Consider the following 15,303-nt stretch of genomic DNA (forward strand, 5'->3'; position numbering starts at 1 on the left):
TGCTCATGGATAGATGGTCAGGGTGTCGATGGTATGGGATGCGCCGGCCTGCAACAGCGTGCCGCGCACTTCGATGGTTTCCGCGATCCAGGGATACACGGTCATGGCGTCGCCGTGGTAGGCGCAAGCGCCCGCGTAGACGTTGCCACGGCTTTCCAAATAGATGGCCAGCCCGGTCAAATGCCGGCTGACAGGCTTGGCGTCGGCAATCAGGCGTTCCATTTCCTGGAACATGGCGTCCGTGATGCCCGTGTCGAGCACGCCTACGTCGAGGCGAAACGTGCCCGGCGCACCTGGCGGCGTGGTCTGCCACCATTCCGTGATGCGGATCAGATAGCCCAGGGACTCGACCACGCGGCGCACGGCGGCGATCGTTCCCTTGTGCTTGTGGATGAAGTAGGACGCCTTGATGGCGCCGCGCTTGATCGATTCGGGCCAGGCATCGTCCCAGCGGTCCACGGAACAGGCCCACGCCAGGAACGGCAACAGGTTGACCGGGCAGCGGTCGGCGCTCCATAGATCGCGCAGCGGCACGGGCACGTTGACCAGCTCGGCGCAGGCCACGGCAATGGCACGTTCCAGCGCCGTGGTGTTGGGCGGCAGGGTCGGCACGGTATTATTCATCGAGCACCACCACGTTTAAATTGATGGCGGTGCAGCGCGCGGCCTGGGTGGCGTTCAGTTCGATGTCCGCCGCCGGGCTGGTGAGCACGACCTTGCGCACGCCTTCGACGTGCACGGCGGCGCTGCAGGCGGACCGGTAGATGCTGTGCCCTAGCGGGCGGCGTGGCTGCGACACGCGCACGGCGTTGGCGCGCGCGGCATCCAGCAGAATCGGCACTTCCGGGCCGACGCCGATAAACAAGGTGGCCTCGATCTGGTAGTCGATGACCTGGGCGGCTTGCACCGTCACGCGGTCGCCCAGGGGGCGCACGTCCTCGGCGTTGAGCGCGCGCGCCACGTTGGCCAGCAGCGCGGCGTCGGCGATGCCGGTGGCGTTGTTGGCCAGCACGGTGACGATGACGTGCGCCGGCGCGGGGCTGGTGGCGCTTGCATCCTTGACCTGGCCGTCGGCGCTGCGGGCGTGGAATTCGTAGGATGCTTTCGGGCCGGCCACGGACAGGCCGTCCGGCGCCTCCTGGATGCGCAGGCGGTAGGCGTCGTTGTCTTCCATGACAGCAAGCACGGGCGGCACGGCGTTCGGATTGGCCGGCGTGATGACCAGGCGCGCCACGTTGACGTTGGCGCCCAGCTGGTCCAGGTCGCCGTCCAGGGCAAAGGCCAGCATGACGGCCTTGCCGGCCTCGTTGACGCGGTTGCGCAGGATGGTTTCTTGATAGCTGTTCTCTTCCAGCAGCTTGGTGGCCGGTTCCGATTCCAGCTCCAGCAGGGCCGTGACGGCCGCGCGCTCGGCTTCCGGCAGCAGGCTGACCAGGTGCGCCTTGCGGCCGGCCAGGATGGCCTCGAAGTCGAGTACCTCGACCACGCTGGGCGCCGGCAACTGGGTCAGGTCGATGGGCGTGCTCATACGGCGCCCCCTTGCTTGACGGGCACGGACAGGGTGATGCCCTGGCCATTCGCGGTGCCATCGAGCAGCAGGGCGATGGCGCCGTCCGTGTCGCGCGTGAGCTGGACACTGGCGAGCTGCATGCGCGGCTCCCAGCGGCGCAGGGCAAAGGCGGTGGCCGCGTAGATGCGTAACTGCGTGGCGCTGTTCAGGGGCTGGTCGATCAGCTCGGGCACTTCGGAGCCATAGCGGCGGCGCCGGATGCGCGAACCCATCGGCGTGGTGAGAATGTCGGCGACCGACTGGCGCAGGTGGCCCAGGCCCGTCAGGCTGCGCCCGGTGGCGGCGTGCATGCCCATCATGCTTGCGGCCCGCCCGACTGGTCGCCGCCGGCCCGGACGCCGCCGTGCGCATGCTTGGCCAGGCTGATGGCGCCGGCCAGCACGTCGTCGCTGGCCTTGATCGTCCCTTGCACGGCCATGGCCACGCCGCCAGCAGCGCCGGCCTTGGCGTTCACGCCGCCGTTCAGCGCAGTGGCGCCTTCGACGGTGGCCGATTGCATGACGATCAGGTTTTTCATGACGGTCAGGTCGCCCGTGCAAATGGTGCTGGGTGCGTTAGACGTGACCTTGTCGGCGGTGATGGTGGCGGTGCCGCCGGGGAGGGTGGCAGTCAGGGCATGGGCTGCGTGGTCGTACTGCACCACGGCGCCGTCGGGGTAGTGCGTGGTGTGGATGGTGTCGCTGGTTTCTGGCGCGTCAAATGCCTGCGAGTACAGCGCCGGCACGATGATGCCACGCGTCAGGTCGCCGCCGGGGGAAAAGACGATCACCTGTTCGCCGACTGTCGGCGCCGACCAGGTGCGCGTGCTGCCGGCGCGCCGGGTAGCCCATTTCAGCCATTCGGTGGTGAGTGTCGGCCCGAGCCGCACGCGCGCCTTGGCCCCTTTGACCTCGGCGATGGTGCCCAGGCGGATCAGGTTTTGCAGCAAGCGGAGGAGGTCGGACAGGTCGGCGTTCATGCAGTGCATGTTGCCGAAGTCCGCGTGCGGATGCACGCGGGGGCGGGTTGATATAGAGCTTAGTGACTCAGTAAGGGGGTAATGATGAGATACAGAACAGGAAGAGACTACAGATTTTTTACACTGACTAGAAGCACTTAATGATTAATTGGTATTGAAATTAAAATCATTGAATTTTTTATTGAAAACTACTCTCGTTGCTCTTTAAGTGACCATGAATCAAGGTCTTTGTATTTTAAGTTTTCGCGTATGCTTGCTATTTCTTCTATTATTGGTCTCGCGCGATCAATAATTTTTTGTTTTTCTTGGGGGGGGAGCCAATACACGTTTTCTAATAGTTTTGTGATTGCATCGGGATGGAAATCATAAGCGTTTTTCGCTATTGCCGTACACTCGCTCAGCCAAGCATCAATTTGTGCTATTTTTGGTGAGGTTTCTTCTCTTTTTGCGGCTTGCATAGGATCGTTTATTAAACAGTTTTCCATCAATATATTTTGTAGTTCTTGTCGATGCGTCTCTGCCATTTTTCTTATTCCAAGAGTGCCGCCATGGTGGTCATAAATTATGTAGTGCATGAGGTCGAAGGTTGAATAGAATATCCAAGAGGATAATGTTTGTCGTATTTCTGACTTTTCAACACCCATTTCCTCAAGGTGTTCGCGTACTTCCATTGTGTATTGATAGCGTTCTTTACTTTTGATGGCACCGCCGAAACGCCCTGTTTTGTTTGTAAGGTCAACTACTGCACGGGATGCAAATGTCGAAAGTGACTTTAGTTGCTTTATGATCGCATCAGCCTCTTTTATTTTATTGTCAAGTTCTCGAGTATTTGCTTCAAAACCTAGGCCTTTGAAAGAAGTAAAACGATCTATGTTAGAGAAAACTAAAAATAACATCCCGGCAACATAGCACGTTGCTGCACCGCTGGTGTTGTCGTTTATGGCAAGGTAGGTGGCAATGGCTGATATGGATATTGATGTTAAAAATAAAAATAATCTTTCAAGGCTGAATGTCTTTTTGTCCGTGACTCTATTTGTGGAGTTCATTTTTTTCTCAATCTAATTTTAAGTTGTGGAGTTAAATTTTGGTGTGGGATTTTTGTGGCATTAACCCTAAACTTTCATTGGAGATGTGACCAGCGAAGATACGATTTTAATCGATTGTGGTTATACTCTAACCCAAAAGTTTGGCGATGTCAGTGAGAGTTGAAACAGTCTAATTCAAAACTGTCCTAGATGGCACAGTAAGGATTCGCGGATCAGTGTCCGATCCGCTTTACTGATTCCCAGGAGCGGCCGTGCCGGATAGCTGTATTTTGTCCCCTTCTTGGAGACGTTATCCGTCAGCCCTTCCTGGTGCACCCTTGCCACGTGCATTATTTTGCTCACGAAGCCGACAGTCAACTGGCCAGAATCGGCATGCACTTTGAGGTATTTCGCGGTGCGTATCTTGTTGAACATGGCGGCCTTCTGCCGTTTGATCCGTCCCTTCTTCCCCTTGAATTCCTTGCGCCGCTTGCGCGCCGGGTAGGCCGCGCCATCCGGTCCCTGCTGGGCCTTGATGCGCTGCGCCTGGCTGCGCCGCAGGTCGATGGCCACCTTGTGATTGATGGCGCGGCGCTGGGCCGGCTGCAGCTTAGCCAGCAAGGCGCCGGCCCACGCTTCCAGCGCGTGCAGGTCGTCGCTCATGGCGTGGCCTCGGGCGTGCGCCATTCGGCCAGCAGGGTCTCGCCGTCATATAGCTTCCAAAACTCGTCCGTGTAGGCCGGCATGTGCTGTATCTCGGCCAGGTGCTTGATGTCCAAGCGGCCCGCCTCGCCGGCCTTGACCGCCACGCGCTCGGTCAGGTCCAGCTTGATGGAAATGTCGACCGTTTCATGGTTATTAAAATCGACCTCGAAGGCGATGCCGTGCTTGCGGGTTTCCTCGTTGGCCATCAGGTCGAGCTGGTGAACTTTGAGCCAGGCGATCAGGGCCACCATGATGGCGTCGGCGTCGCCCGCGTAATCGGTGACGATCAGGTTGAGCTTGAAGCGGTATTCGAAGGAGAGGGAGGCGGTGGCCGACGCCACCACGTTACCCTCGTCGGCGAAGACCAGCAGGCGGTCGGGATCGCGCTGCAGCTGGGGAATTGCGGCGGCCAGGTGCTGGCGCAGGCTATTCGGTTTGTACATGGTAGGTGTCTCGCATGGTGTTGTAGGCGTCGATGCAGGCGTTCAGTTGCCGGGTGGCGTCGTCGCCGTCGCCGGCAATGGCGTCAAGAGCTGCCGCAGTCGCTGGGTCAAGTTCGGCGTGCGTTTGGTGCTGATCGCTTGCGGCAGCGGCGGCATCTGCAGTTGCGGCGCACTGGCCGCTGGCGACGGGGATTGACAGGCGCACAGCGCCGCTGCGCACGTCAGCATTGAAACGGTCACGTTCAGTTTTCGCATGGGATTGCTCCTGGGTGAGGTGGTCGGCGCGCTGCGCCAGGGCGGTGCCGGCGGCGCGCTCTAAGGTGAGCACGCGGACGGTGGCCTGGGCCAGTTCGGTGGCGGCCGTGGTTTTATTGGTGGCCGCCATCCGCTGCAGCGCGGCGATGGCTGCGTCCTTGCGCCAGCCCTGCGCCGTCCAGCCCGCCAGGGCACCACACAGCAGGCAGGCGGCCAGCGGGCGCCAGGTGGTTGTGGTCACATGGCCACCCGTTCCTTGATCCAGCCGAACAGAAAACGGCGCTGGGTCTTGTTCGCTTCGGTGATTTCCAGGTAGCGCGCCGCCTGCAGGCCATTCAAGGCGCGCAGCAGTACGGTGGCGCCATCCTGGCCGCGCCATTTCAGGAAAGCGGCCATCGCGCCCAGCGACTGCGCGCCCAGGCGGCCGTCGACGAACAGGGCGGGGTAGCGTGTGCCCGTGTCGTTAAAACCGTTCAGCCAGCGCTGCAGGAACTCGGCCGCGCGGTGCGGCCCCATGTTCACGCCCGTGTCGATTACTTCGGCGCCGATGGCGGCATGCAGGGCCAGCACCTGGTCGAACTTGGGTTCCGTGATGTAGCGGGCCGTGTAGATGGTGCGCGCCACGGACTCGGGCAGATCGCGCATCGGCCCCGTGTAGCCGTTCGCGCGCGCCACAGCCACGGTGATGCCGAAGTTGGTTTCGCCGCCCTTGTCTTGCGGGTCGTTCACATAGCCGCCTTCGGCGTGCAGGATGGCGTCGATGACGCGCGCGATCAGTGGGTTATCGGTGGTGGCCATCAGTGCTCCTTCGCGTCTTTGACTAGCTCGGCGATGTCCTTGTCGCTGCGGCGCTGGAACCACAGGGCCACGGCGCGCGATACCCACCAGCCAGGCGCGCCGACGATCAGGTCAATGGCGGAGGCGTTGACCATGGCGCCGATGGCCGGGAGCTGCGCGCACAGCAGTTGGTACACGGTGCCGCCCAGCAGGCACGAGAACACGCCCGCGCAGGCCAGGCGGGCGACGAATTCGCCCCTGTTGAAGGTGCCATCGCTGTTCAAGGGCGGCAGCACGATGTACAGCATGGCGGCGCCGACCATGCCCAGCGCGGCCTTGAAACCGTACAGTTTGACCAGGGTGGCGAAACCACCAAACGATTCTGCGGACATTGCTTGATTCTCCGGTGAGAGGGTAGATAGATTTTTCATGATGGATAAAAGGTGGATTGCTGCGTTAATCCCATAGCTGCACGATGCCTGCCACCTGGCCCGTGCTGGGCGCCGGCTCGGGCAGGGTGACGACCAGGCCGGCCGGCAGCACAGCGCCGTGGCGCGCCAGCGCGGGATTGATTTCCAGGGTGTGCTCGACGTATCCCGCGCCGCCGCCCAGGTAGCGCCACACCAAGGCGTCTATCGTGTCGTGCTGTTGCGTGCGCACCTGCATCAGATCAGTTCCACGGTGAGGTGCGTGCGCCCGACCATATCGGCAATCGCCCATTGCGCATTGCGCCGCTGCGCGCCGGGTGCCTCGTCCAGCCATTCCATGCTTTTCTTGTCGCTGACGGACGTGGCCGTGCTGTCGTAGTCGCGGTAACGCTCGATCAGATCCGCCTTTGCCGTGCTGTAGATGGCGCGGCGGTACTGCGCCAGCAAGCGGGATTCGCGGTTGATGCGCGTGGCCGGCACGTCCACCAGGGTGGCGATGCCGGCAGCGGCCTGCTTGCCCTGCCAGTCGGCCAGTTCGCGGTTGACCTGCAGGATGGCATCGACCACGGCTTGCACCAGGCGCGCGTCGGTGACGGTGCCATCCAGGCGCATGGCGTCGCGCATATCGGTGAGCAGGATGTCGGGAAACCAGCCGTCGTTCTCGATGATGCCGGCGGCCGGCGCGGGCAGCGCCGGAGCGGTGCCGGGCGGGATGGACGGGGGCAGGGCCATGAAGGACATACGGGGCGCTTTCAAAAGTGGGCGGTGGACGGGGTTCATCAGGCCGAGATTGTTGCCAATGCGTTGGCCAGAATTCCCCCGTGCCGCCGTGCTGCGGGGGATGCTCTTTATGTGGAACCGGCCGCGCGCTTGATGCGCCGTTCCAGCTTCTCCATATCTTTCTTGACGCCGCACGACTCGGATAAAGCGCGGGCGCGTTTCAACTGGCCCATGGCCGTTTCCGCCTGCGCCACCAGCGCCGGGGCGATGTCCGTGTCGTCGGCCTGGTCCAGCACGGCGATCATTGCCAGGCCGATGGCCTTGTGCAGCTTGGCGCGCGCCTGGTCGGGCGCGTCGCTGGCGGCCGTTAGCTGTTCGACTGTGCCCAGCACCTGCGCGGCGTGCTGCGGATCGCTGGCCAGCTTGCCGTGCAAGTAGCCTTCGGCGAACTCGTCCAGCATCAGGGTGGCGATGTCGCGGCTGTAGGTGTCTGGCAAGGTGAACTTGTGTTCCAGCGCATAGGCGGCCATGACCAGGGCACGCTCGTACTCGCCCGTGTCGATGTGCCAGACCAGCAGGGTGGCGAACACGTCATCCTGCGCGCCCTTGCCGCCGGCCAGCACGCCGTCGATCCACTGCACGTAATCCGGCAGCAAGGTGGCCTTGACCTCGATCTTGCGTTCGACTGACTGGATGGCTTTCAGGCGCCGGCGGTCATCGGACAGCTTGTAGAGCATCATTTCGTAGGCCGTGCCGGTGGTGACGCCCTGCGGTGCGGCGGCGCCGGCCGTGCGCTCGGCCAGCATGCGCGCGCGGTGGCGCAGGGCAGGGGAGATATTCGCCATTATTTGTCTTTCAGCTCGATGTTTTCCACCAGCGCGGCCAGGCCCAGGTCTTCGATCACGTAGGCGTCGTTGGACGACTCGTAGTTTTCGATGCGGTCGCGCTTGGGCTCGTCCACCACACGGCGGCGGCGCGCGCCGTCCTGGAAATAGATCGACAGATTGTCGAAGCGCGTAATCAGGATCGCGTTGTCCGGGAAGTAGGGCACGCGCGCCGCCGGCAAGCCGCCGATGCGTTTCTGGCTGATGATGATGTCGGCCGCCAGGGTTTCCGTGGGCGCCTGCTTGGTGTTCACCAGCGGGAAGTATTTATCGTTCAGCAGCTTGCGTCCGACGATGGCCACCAGATTGGTATCTTCCTGATACCACGGGTCCAGCAGGTTGACGGCATCGGTGACGGCCGCGTCGAGGTTGGCATAGTCGGCGCCGTCCACGTCGCCGATGATGACCTTGCCCGGCATGCCGTTGGCGACCAGGCCCAGCACGCGCTCGGGCGCCTGCTCGCGCAGATGCTGCAGCCAGCCTTTATTGACGTCCTGCAGCAGCGGATTGGTGGCCAGGTCGGTGGTGGCCATGACTTTCACGCCGTTGAAACCGATGACGATGCGGTCCAGCGCCTGGCGCGTCAGGATGGCATTGGCGACGCGCGCTTGAAAGTCCTGGAACTTGGCCCAGGCGTCCAGCTTGGCATAGCTCAGATGCGTGTCAAAGTTGGTTTGCTCGCAGCGGTACTTCGTGCTGTCCATGGTGGACAGGTCGCGCGTTTCGCGTTCCTTGTCCTTGGTGTTGGTGCGGCTGGCAATCGGGCCGGAGACGCCCAGGCCCAGCTTTTCGCCTTCCTGCTCGCCCACGCCGATGATGTTCACTTTCGACAGGAATTCGCTCGATTCCTGCATCTTGTTTTCCAGCTTCTGCTGCACGCTGGGCGTGACGCTGAAGGTCTTGGCCACGTTGTCCGTGTCGTTCAGTTGGCCCAGGCGGGTTTCATACTGGCCAAAGACCTGGCGTGTTTGCTTTTTCATAAATCAGTGCTCCGTTGTTGAATGGGGGGAAGAAAGGGCGAGGGCGCTTAAAACTCGGTCTGCACGGCGCCGTCGTTGCCGGTGGCGGCCGGGCGGCGCGGGCCGTTGCCGGGCGCTTCGTCCATCTGCGCCTTGAAGGCGGCCAGCTCGTCCTGCGTGGCCTGCAATGCTGTTTCGGCTTTTTCCAGGCGCGCCAAGGTGCCCGTGTAGTTGTCGTTGACGGTGACGACGTGGCCAGCCAGCGCTTCCACGGCCTCGCTGATGTCGGCGAACTGCGCGGCGTCGGCGCCGGATTTGTTGGAGAAGCGCGACAGCAGGTTTTTCACGGCATCGGCCAGCTTGATGCCTTGCGGCTCGTCAAATTTCAGCGTTACCTCGACGGCCGAGGTAAACAGGTTGGCGCTTTGCTGTTTGCGGCTGGCGGAGAATTTCAACGCCTCGGTGCCCAGGCTGGCCGGGCTGTCGGTGACGCCCAAACCGACCAGGTAGGGCTGCGCCGAGTCCGCAAAGTCGGGCTGAATTTCCAGGCTGGTGTACAGCTTTTGTTTCGCCTTGTTGATGGCCACCAGTTCTGGCGTCGGTTCGATCTGCGCGAACAGGGCCAGTTTCTTGCCGCTGTCGGTGTCGACTTCCTCGGCTTTCACCGCGATCACGTCGCCGTAAGCCTTGAACTGGCTGTCGGGCAGGATGCCGCGAATGTGTTCCAGCCAGATGCGCGCGCCGTAGGTCTTCGGGTTGTAGGTGGCGGCAAGTTGCTCGATGGTGGCGCGGTCGATGTTGCGGCCGTCCGTGGTGGCGCCTTCGGTGGCGACGCGGAAGAATTGGGATTTGGTTGCCATGGTGGTTTGTCTCGGTTGATCGGATAACGCCATGGTCAACGTCTTGGCGCCGCGATTCAATGCGCTGCGGGTTGCTATGGGCCATAGCGACTTTTGCCTTTCCCCGTTCCGCGCGCGCGCGGCCTACGCTGGCGGCATGTTAGGAATCCATCAAACCCCTGAAGAAAAAATCGCCGAACTGGCCGTGCCCGAATCCGAGCCGCGCCGTGCCGCGCGCGCCCTGTACTGGAAGGGCTGGCGCATTTCGTCCATCGCCCGCCACCTGGGACTCAAGCGCAGCACCATCAATAGCTGGAAAGAGCGCGACGAGTGGGACAAGGCGCAGGCCATCGAGCACGTCGAGGCGTCGGCCGAGCTGCGGCTGGTGAAACTGATCGAAAAAGAGGTCAAGAGCGGCAGCGACTACAAGGAAATCGATTTACTCGCCCGCACCATCGTGCAGATGGCGCGCGTGCGCCGCTATGAGCAACCGGGCGGCAACGAGGTGGACCTCAACCCCAAGCTGGCGAACCGCAATGCCGGGCCGAAGAAGAAGCCGACGCGCAACGACTTCAGCGAAGAACAGAAAATCCAGCTGCTCGACGCCTTCCAGGATTCGTTGTTCGATTATCAAAAGGTCTGGTATCGCAACGGCGACCAGCGCACGCGCGCCATTCTCAAAAGCCGCCAGATCGGCGCCACCTGGTACTTCGCCCGCGAAGCGCTGTCCGATGCCATGCAGACGGGCCGCAATCAAATTTTCCTGTCCGCCTCAAAAAGTCAGGCGCACGTCTTCAAGCAATACATCGTGCAATTCGCGCGCGAGGCGGCCGGCATCGAGCTGACGGGCGATCCCATCGTGCTGCCGAACGGCGCGCATCTGTACTTCCTGGGCACGAATGCGCGCACGGCACAGGGCTACCACGGCAATTTCTACTTCGATGAGTTTTTTTGGACGCAGAATTTCCAGGAACTCAACAAGGTGGCCTCGGGTATGGCCATCCACAAGAAATGGCGCAAGACCTACTTTTCCACGCCATCCTCGACCACGCACCAGGCCTATCCGTTCTGGACGGGCGAGCTGTTCAACAAGCGCCGCGCCAAGGCGGACCAGGTAAATATCGATGTGAGCCATGGTCGTTTGTCGTCGGGCTTCACGGGCGAGGACAAGATCTGGCGCCAGATCGTCACCATCCTCGATGCCGAGCGCGGCGGCTGCAACCTGTTCGACATCGACGAGCTGCGCAACTTCGAATACAGCCCGGACCAGTTCGACAATCTGCTGATGTGCAACTTTATCGACGACTCGGCCTCGGTCTTCCCGCTGGCCGAGCTGCAGCGTTGCATGGTCGATTCCTGGGTGGAGTGGGACGACTACAAGCCGTTGCTGGGCCTGCGCCCGTTCGGCAACCGGCCAGTGTGGATCGGCTACGACCCGGCCTTGAACGGCGACAGCGCCGGCTGCGTGGCGCTGGCGCCGCCCATGACGGCCGGCGGCAAGTTCCGCATCCTGGAGCGCCACCAGTGGCGCGGGCAGAGCTTCGAAGACCACGCCGACGCGATCCGCCAGATGACCCAGCGCTACAACGTCGAATACATCGGCATCGACACGACCGGCATGGGCATCGGCGTGCTGCCCATCGTGCGCGGTTTCTTCCCGGCCGTCACGGCCCTGAACTACTCACCCGAAGTCAAAACCCGCATGGTGCTAAAAGCCAAAAACATCATCAGCAAGGGGCGGCTGGAGTTTGACGCCGGCTGGACCGACATCGCGCAATCCTTCATGGCCATCCACAAGACCCTCACCGCTAGCGGGCGGCACGTGACCTATGTCGCCGGCCGCAGCGATGAAACCGGCCATGCCGACCTGGCATGGGCCTGCATGCACGCCCTCGATCACGAGCCATTCGAAGGCACCACCGACAACCACCAATCTTTCATGGAGATTTATTCTTGAGCAAAGCACGACACTTGCGCGCGCGCGGCCGCCAGGCCCAGAGCGGACCACCAGCGGCCACGGCGCCGGCCGCCGCCGGCATCGAGGCGTTTTCTTTCGGCGACCCGACGCCCGTGCTGGAGCACGCCGATATCCTCGACTGCTTCGAATGCTGGAAGAACGGGCATTGGTATGAGCCGCCCATCAACCTGGCGGGCCTGGCCAAGTCGTTTAACGCTGGCGTGCACCACAGCAGCGCCATCCACTTCAAGGCCAACGTGCTGGCGTCCACCCTGATCCCCAGCAAGTATTTGTCGCGCGACGCCTTCAAGCGCATGGCGCTGGACTTTCTGACGTTTGGCAATGCCTACCTGGAAGACCGCCCCAGCCGCAGCGGCAAGGCGCTGGCATACCAGCATGCGCTGGCCAAGTACATGCGGCGCGGCGTCGATCTGGATACGTATTTCTTCGTGAACGGCTACCAAGCCGTGCACCAGTTCGACAAGGGCCGCGTGTTCCACCTGATGGAACCGGACGTGAACCAGGAGCTGTACGGCGTGCCGCAGTATTTGAGCGCGCTGCAATCGGCCTGGCTCAACGAGGCGGCTACCTTGTTCCGCCGCAAGTACTACAAGAACGGCTCGCACGCCGGCTTCGTGTTCTACATGACGGACGCCGCCGCCAACACCCAGGACGTGGACAACCTGCGCCAGGCCATGCGCGACAGCAAGGGGCCGGGCAACTTCCGCAACCTGTTCATGTACGCGCCGAACGGCAAGAAGGACGGCATCCAGATTCTGCCGGTGTCGGACGTGGCCGCCAAGGACGAGTTTTTCAACATCAAGAGCGTCACGCGCGACGACCAGCTGGCCGCGCACCGCGTGCCGCCCCAGCTGATGGGCATCCTGCCCAACAATGCCGGCGGCTTCGGCGCCGTCGAACCGGCCGCTCGCGTCTTCGCACGCAATGAACTGGTGCCGCTGCAGGCACAGTTCGAAGCGATCAACGAGTGGGCCGGCGTGGAAGTGGTGCGCTTTGCCCCGTATGACTTGGGCCTGGGCAAGGAGGGCGCGCAATGAGCGACCACGTCGACAACACCGACAAGATCATCTTTGCCGAAGTGGCGCGCGGCCTGGCCGCCGTGCGCAGTCGGCCGGGTCTGGTGGCCCATGGCTGCTGCCACTACTGCGACGAGGCGCTCGCACCCGCGCTGCTGTTCTGCAATGTGGACTGCCGCGACGATTACGAGAAGGAGCAGGCGGCCAAGGCCCGCGCCGGTCGCTCAGGATGATCGCCACGGCGCGATAACCGGCAGGGCGGGGCCGCGACAGCCCAGCCGCGCCAGAGCGCCCCAGCCACCGCACAAGCCGCCCATGAGGCGGCTTTTTCACGTCCAGACGAATGATGTTGCACCAGAAGCAAGAAAAAAGCCCATTTCGGCCCGGCGCGCGCAGTTGTCCCCCCTCCACACCTGCCCGCTAGTTAGGGCTCTTTTGACTCAAATTTGCGCCATGGCCGAAGGCGCATGAGGACTGGCGCGGCGGGGCGAAGAGGGACCATGCGATTTGACGCATTTTGACGCACTTTGAGCGGTTTTTCATGCTCTTGTTGTATGGAGGGGGAAGTGCTGTTTCTACGCCTTGGCGGGGCTGCATCGTAGCCTTGACGTGTCCGAATTGAAGTCGGATGCGATGCGCAAAAAATACCGTATTGCGCAATCGCATATTGCGTTTTAATTAAATTCTTATTGGGCCAAACATTCCTGTATGAATAAGCATTTCCCAAAGTTTCTTAATGGATTGCCCGGTTTCCTGACTCACGAATAGCGAGGATCGACTGCCATAAGGCGCGCCAAGAAGGTACGGGCGCATCGTCTCCCATGTCTCAGCAACTTGCGCCCATTCATAGCCTGGCACCTCCTTTTCAAGGATCAGTGGAGCGGCAATGGATAGTGGAATCATTCCGCCCTCCTGAATGGGCTTTTTCCACTCACACTTAACTAAAATTGGAGTCGCGTCGGCAGTATAAAACTGTACGTCTAACCTCTCTGCTGTAATTGCGGCAGCCGGATGAAAAGGTAGCGAGTTAACAGAGTCAATGACATTTTGACCATTTCCGTAGGGGCAAGTGATAAATCCGTTGACAAAATACCTAGTGTGATCAAGGCCGTTGTAGCCACATTCAGTACCGGGTGTCCTAGTCGGGTGACGGCCATCATGATTTGATACCAGCGGATGCCATGAGGGATAAGCATCAACTACGGGACCAAGCTCATCTACGATATCGCGCAATGCAATTTTGCTACGATTTCTTTCCGCCTCGTCCGCATTCCGAGTTCGCTTGATTAAGTAATTTTCAACCTCATCGTATCCGGTTTGTGCCGCGTCGGCCGCTCTAAATGCCATGATTCACCTCCTGAATGGTTGGTATGGTTACATGGTATTCCTATGTCGCGCACAAGTAAATGATGTTGCGCGCAATAATTTAATTTCATGTTAAGTTGAGGGGGGGGATTGTCGGATATTTGTACTATTGAAATTTAATTTAGTGTTATAAAACAAAGGCTTATCGAAATAAAAGCCTGTAGAAGTAGTGCAGCCATGCCCTCGCATCATTGCTGAATATTGCGGCCTCAAGAACTCTTGCTATACTGTATGTGCATACAGTATTTTATCCAGGTATCACGATGATTGTTAAAATGTTAAAGATGCGCCTTGCTGGCGTGGAGGTGCCCAAGCGACGGCTGCATGATCGCTATAACTCGGCACGGCCCGGAACGTTGGAAGTCATTGAAACAACAGACCAGGGCTTGCACCGTTTGGTGAAGCTGGCCCGCTTCACTTACGGAGAGAGCGGAAACTACGTTGACACACTGTTCGATGTGAATTTGCTTTGGTATCGGGATGGGCGCATGGTGCTGTCAGGGTTTGAGCGCAGCAAGAAAGATATGCAATTTTGCGACTATGCGCAGTCCTGGCTGTGTTTTGTCGGGACGGAGCCGCCGCCAGTACCGGAAGGCAGGTAGAATTAATTGCATGTGCGCCGACTATACCCCCAGCCGTAGCGATCAAATCGAACAGCATTTTGCTGTCCGCTCCCCTCAATTTGAGCTGCCGCCGGAAGCCTGGCCAGGCTACACGGCGCCGATCATTCGCGCCTCGCACGACGTGCCCGGTGAGCTGGAAGTCGCGCCGGCATGTTTCGGGATGGTTCCGCATTGGGCCGATATGAAGCTGGCGCGCCAGACCTACAACGCCCGCACCGAAACCGTGGCGCAGAAGCCGTCCTTCCGCAATGCCTGGAAGCGCAAACAGTTTTGCATTATCCCGGCCGATAATTTCTTTGAACCTTGCTATGAGACTGGAAAGCCGGTGCGCTGGCGCATCGAGCGCGCCGATGGCATGCCGGCCGCCATTGCCGGGATATGGGAATTCCGGCCGCAAGATTTGTTGCTGTCGTTCTCGATGCTGACGATAAATGCCGATGGCCACCCGCTCATGCAGCGTTTCCACAAGCCGGATGATGAAAAACGGATGGTGATGATCCTCGACCCTGACCAGTATCACGGGTGGCTCGATGGCTCCCTTGTGACCGAAGAGGATGTGTTCCAGCAGTTTCCAGCAGAACGCCTCATAGCTGTCGCTGATCCGCTTCCGCCTCGCGTGAAAAAATGAATACGAGCAAAGCCGAGGTCGTGTCCAAATGTCAGACCTCGTATATTGAATATGCCGCATCTCCGTCAGATAATGAGGACGTGGTAGCGGCCAGGCAGAGTGATGCTGATCAGACCGAGTGTCCTTGAAC

Annotated in this window: 21 protein-coding genes; 5 read left to right on the forward strand and 16 right to left on the reverse strand. The window is 60.7% G+C overall.

What is annotated here, in order from left to right:
• Positions 1 to 3 precede the first annotated feature (3 nt).
• From KO539_RS29555 to KO539_RS29625, 15 genes are all read right to left on the reverse strand, one after another.
• A complete protein-coding gene (locus KO539_RS29555) occupies positions 4 to 624 on the reverse strand; it encodes a phage tail protein I (RefSeq protein ID WP_219313906.1) in 621 nt (206 codons plus the stop codon).
• On the reverse strand, positions 617 to 1,528 hold the full coding sequence (locus KO539_RS29560) for a baseplate J/gp47 family protein (RefSeq protein WP_219313908.1): 912 nt from the start codon (positions 1,526 to 1,528) through the stop codon (positions 617 to 619). The genes KO539_RS29555 and KO539_RS29560 overlap by 8 nt, the downstream gene beginning before the upstream one ends.
• A complete protein-coding gene (locus KO539_RS29565; RefSeq protein ID WP_219313910.1) occupies positions 1,525 to 1,869 on the reverse strand; it encodes a GPW/gp25 family protein in 345 nt (114 codons plus the stop codon). Before KO539_RS29565 ends, KO539_RS29560 begins: the two co-directional genes overlap by 4 nt.
• Complete coding sequence (locus KO539_RS29570) at positions 1,866 to 2,537, reverse strand: phage baseplate assembly protein V (RefSeq protein ID WP_257626552.1); 672 nt, start codon at positions 2,535 to 2,537, stop codon at positions 1,866 to 1,868. The genes KO539_RS29565 and KO539_RS29570 overlap by 4 nt, the downstream gene beginning before the upstream one ends.
• Before the next feature lie 179 nt (positions 2,538 to 2,716).
• On the reverse strand, positions 2,717 to 3,574 hold the full coding sequence (locus tag KO539_RS29575; RefSeq protein WP_219313912.1) for a hypothetical protein: 858 nt from the start codon (positions 3,572 to 3,574) through the stop codon (positions 2,717 to 2,719).
• A 174-nt stretch (positions 3,575 to 3,748) separates the two neighbouring features.
• Positions 3,749 to 4,216, reverse strand: a complete 468-nt coding sequence (locus tag KO539_RS29580; RefSeq protein WP_219313914.1) for a phage virion morphogenesis protein — start codon at positions 4,214 to 4,216, stop codon at positions 3,749 to 3,751.
• On the reverse strand, positions 4,213 to 4,701 hold the full coding sequence (locus KO539_RS29585; protein ID WP_219313916.1) for a phage tail protein: 489 nt from the start codon (positions 4,699 to 4,701) through the stop codon (positions 4,213 to 4,215). Before KO539_RS29585 ends, KO539_RS29580 begins: the two co-directional genes overlap by 4 nt.
• Entirely contained in the window at positions 4,685 to 5,197 is a 513-nt protein-coding gene (locus KO539_RS29590; RefSeq protein ID WP_219313918.1) for a lysis system i-spanin subunit Rz, read from the reverse strand. Before KO539_RS29590 ends, KO539_RS29585 begins: the two co-directional genes overlap by 17 nt.
• Positions 5,194 to 5,754 (reverse strand): glycoside hydrolase family 108 protein, encoded by a 561-nt coding sequence (locus KO539_RS29595; RefSeq protein ID WP_219313920.1) that lies wholly within the window; start codon positions 5,752 to 5,754, stop codon positions 5,194 to 5,196. Before KO539_RS29595 ends, KO539_RS29590 begins: the two co-directional genes overlap by 4 nt.
• A complete protein-coding gene (locus KO539_RS29600; RefSeq protein ID WP_219313922.1) occupies positions 5,754 to 6,125 on the reverse strand; it encodes a hypothetical protein in 372 nt (123 codons plus the stop codon). The genes KO539_RS29595 and KO539_RS29600 overlap by 1 nt, the downstream gene beginning before the upstream one ends.
• Positions 6,126 to 6,189: 64 nt before the next feature.
• Positions 6,190 to 6,399 carry a tail protein X gene (locus KO539_RS29605; protein ID WP_219313924.1) on the reverse strand — a complete coding sequence of 70 codons (210 nt, stop codon included), beginning with the start codon at positions 6,397 to 6,399 and terminating at the stop codon, positions 6,190 to 6,192.
• Entirely contained in the window at positions 6,399 to 6,902 is a 504-nt protein-coding gene (locus tag KO539_RS29610) for a head completion/stabilization protein (RefSeq protein WP_219313926.1), read from the reverse strand. The genes KO539_RS29605 and KO539_RS29610 overlap by 1 nt, the downstream gene beginning before the upstream one ends.
• Positions 6,903 to 7,009: 107 nt before the next feature.
• Positions 7,010 to 7,726, reverse strand: a complete 717-nt coding sequence (gene gpM, locus KO539_RS29615; protein WP_219313928.1) for a phage terminase small subunit — start codon at positions 7,724 to 7,726, stop codon at positions 7,010 to 7,012.
• Positions 7,726 to 8,745, reverse strand: a complete 1,020-nt coding sequence (locus KO539_RS29620) for a phage major capsid protein, P2 family (protein WP_219313930.1) — start codon at positions 8,743 to 8,745, stop codon at positions 7,726 to 7,728. Before KO539_RS29620 ends, gpM begins: the two co-directional genes overlap by 1 nt.
• Before the next feature lie 47 nt (positions 8,746 to 8,792).
• Positions 8,793 to 9,584 carry a GPO family capsid scaffolding protein gene (locus KO539_RS29625; protein WP_219313932.1) on the reverse strand — a complete coding sequence of 264 codons (792 nt, stop codon included), beginning with the start codon at positions 9,582 to 9,584 and terminating at the stop codon, positions 8,793 to 8,795.
• Between the two features lie 136 nt (positions 9,585 to 9,720).
• Here KO539_RS29625 and KO539_RS29630 point away from each other — a divergent pair, with 136 nt between their 5' ends.
• From KO539_RS29630 to KO539_RS29640, 3 genes are read left to right on the forward strand one after another with little or no spacing between them, the layout of a single operon-like run.
• On the forward strand, positions 9,721 to 11,520 hold the full coding sequence (locus KO539_RS29630; RefSeq protein WP_219313934.1) for a terminase ATPase subunit family protein: 1,800 nt from the start codon (positions 9,721 to 9,723) through the stop codon (positions 11,518 to 11,520).
• Positions 11,517 to 12,578, forward strand: a complete 1,062-nt coding sequence (locus KO539_RS29635; protein ID WP_257626553.1) for a phage portal protein — start codon at positions 11,517 to 11,519, stop codon at positions 12,576 to 12,578. Before KO539_RS29630 ends, KO539_RS29635 begins: the two co-directional genes overlap by 4 nt.
• Entirely contained in the window at positions 12,575 to 12,790 is a 216-nt protein-coding gene (locus KO539_RS29640; RefSeq protein WP_219313938.1) for a hypothetical protein, read from the forward strand. The genes KO539_RS29635 and KO539_RS29640 overlap by 4 nt, the downstream gene beginning before the upstream one ends.
• A 445-nt stretch (positions 12,791 to 13,235) precedes the next feature.
• Here the strand turns inward: KO539_RS29640 and KO539_RS29645 are convergent, their stop codons facing one another.
• Complete coding sequence (locus KO539_RS29645) at positions 13,236 to 13,904, reverse strand: hypothetical protein (protein WP_219313940.1); 669 nt, start codon at positions 13,902 to 13,904, stop codon at positions 13,236 to 13,238.
• 281 nt (positions 13,905 to 14,185) lie between these two features.
• On the opposite strand from KO539_RS29645, the gene KO539_RS29650 reads away from it, so the two are divergent.
• Positions 14,186 to 14,524 carry a hypothetical protein gene (locus tag KO539_RS29650; protein WP_219313942.1) on the forward strand — a complete coding sequence of 113 codons (339 nt, stop codon included), beginning with the start codon at positions 14,186 to 14,188 and terminating at the stop codon, positions 14,522 to 14,524.
• 10 nt (positions 14,525 to 14,534) lie between these two features.
• Positions 14,535 to 15,173, forward strand: coding sequence for an SOS response-associated peptidase (locus KO539_RS29655; protein WP_219313944.1), 639 nt, complete (start codon positions 14,535 to 14,537; stop codon positions 15,171 to 15,173).
• The last annotated feature ends 130 nt before the right edge of the window (positions 15,174 to 15,303 follow it).

Origin of the sequence: Janthinobacterium sp. NKUCC06_STL (assembly GCF_019345455.1) — a bacterium.
Lineage (GTDB): Bacteria > Pseudomonadota > Gammaproteobacteria > Burkholderiales > Burkholderiaceae_D > Janthinobacterium > Janthinobacterium rivuli.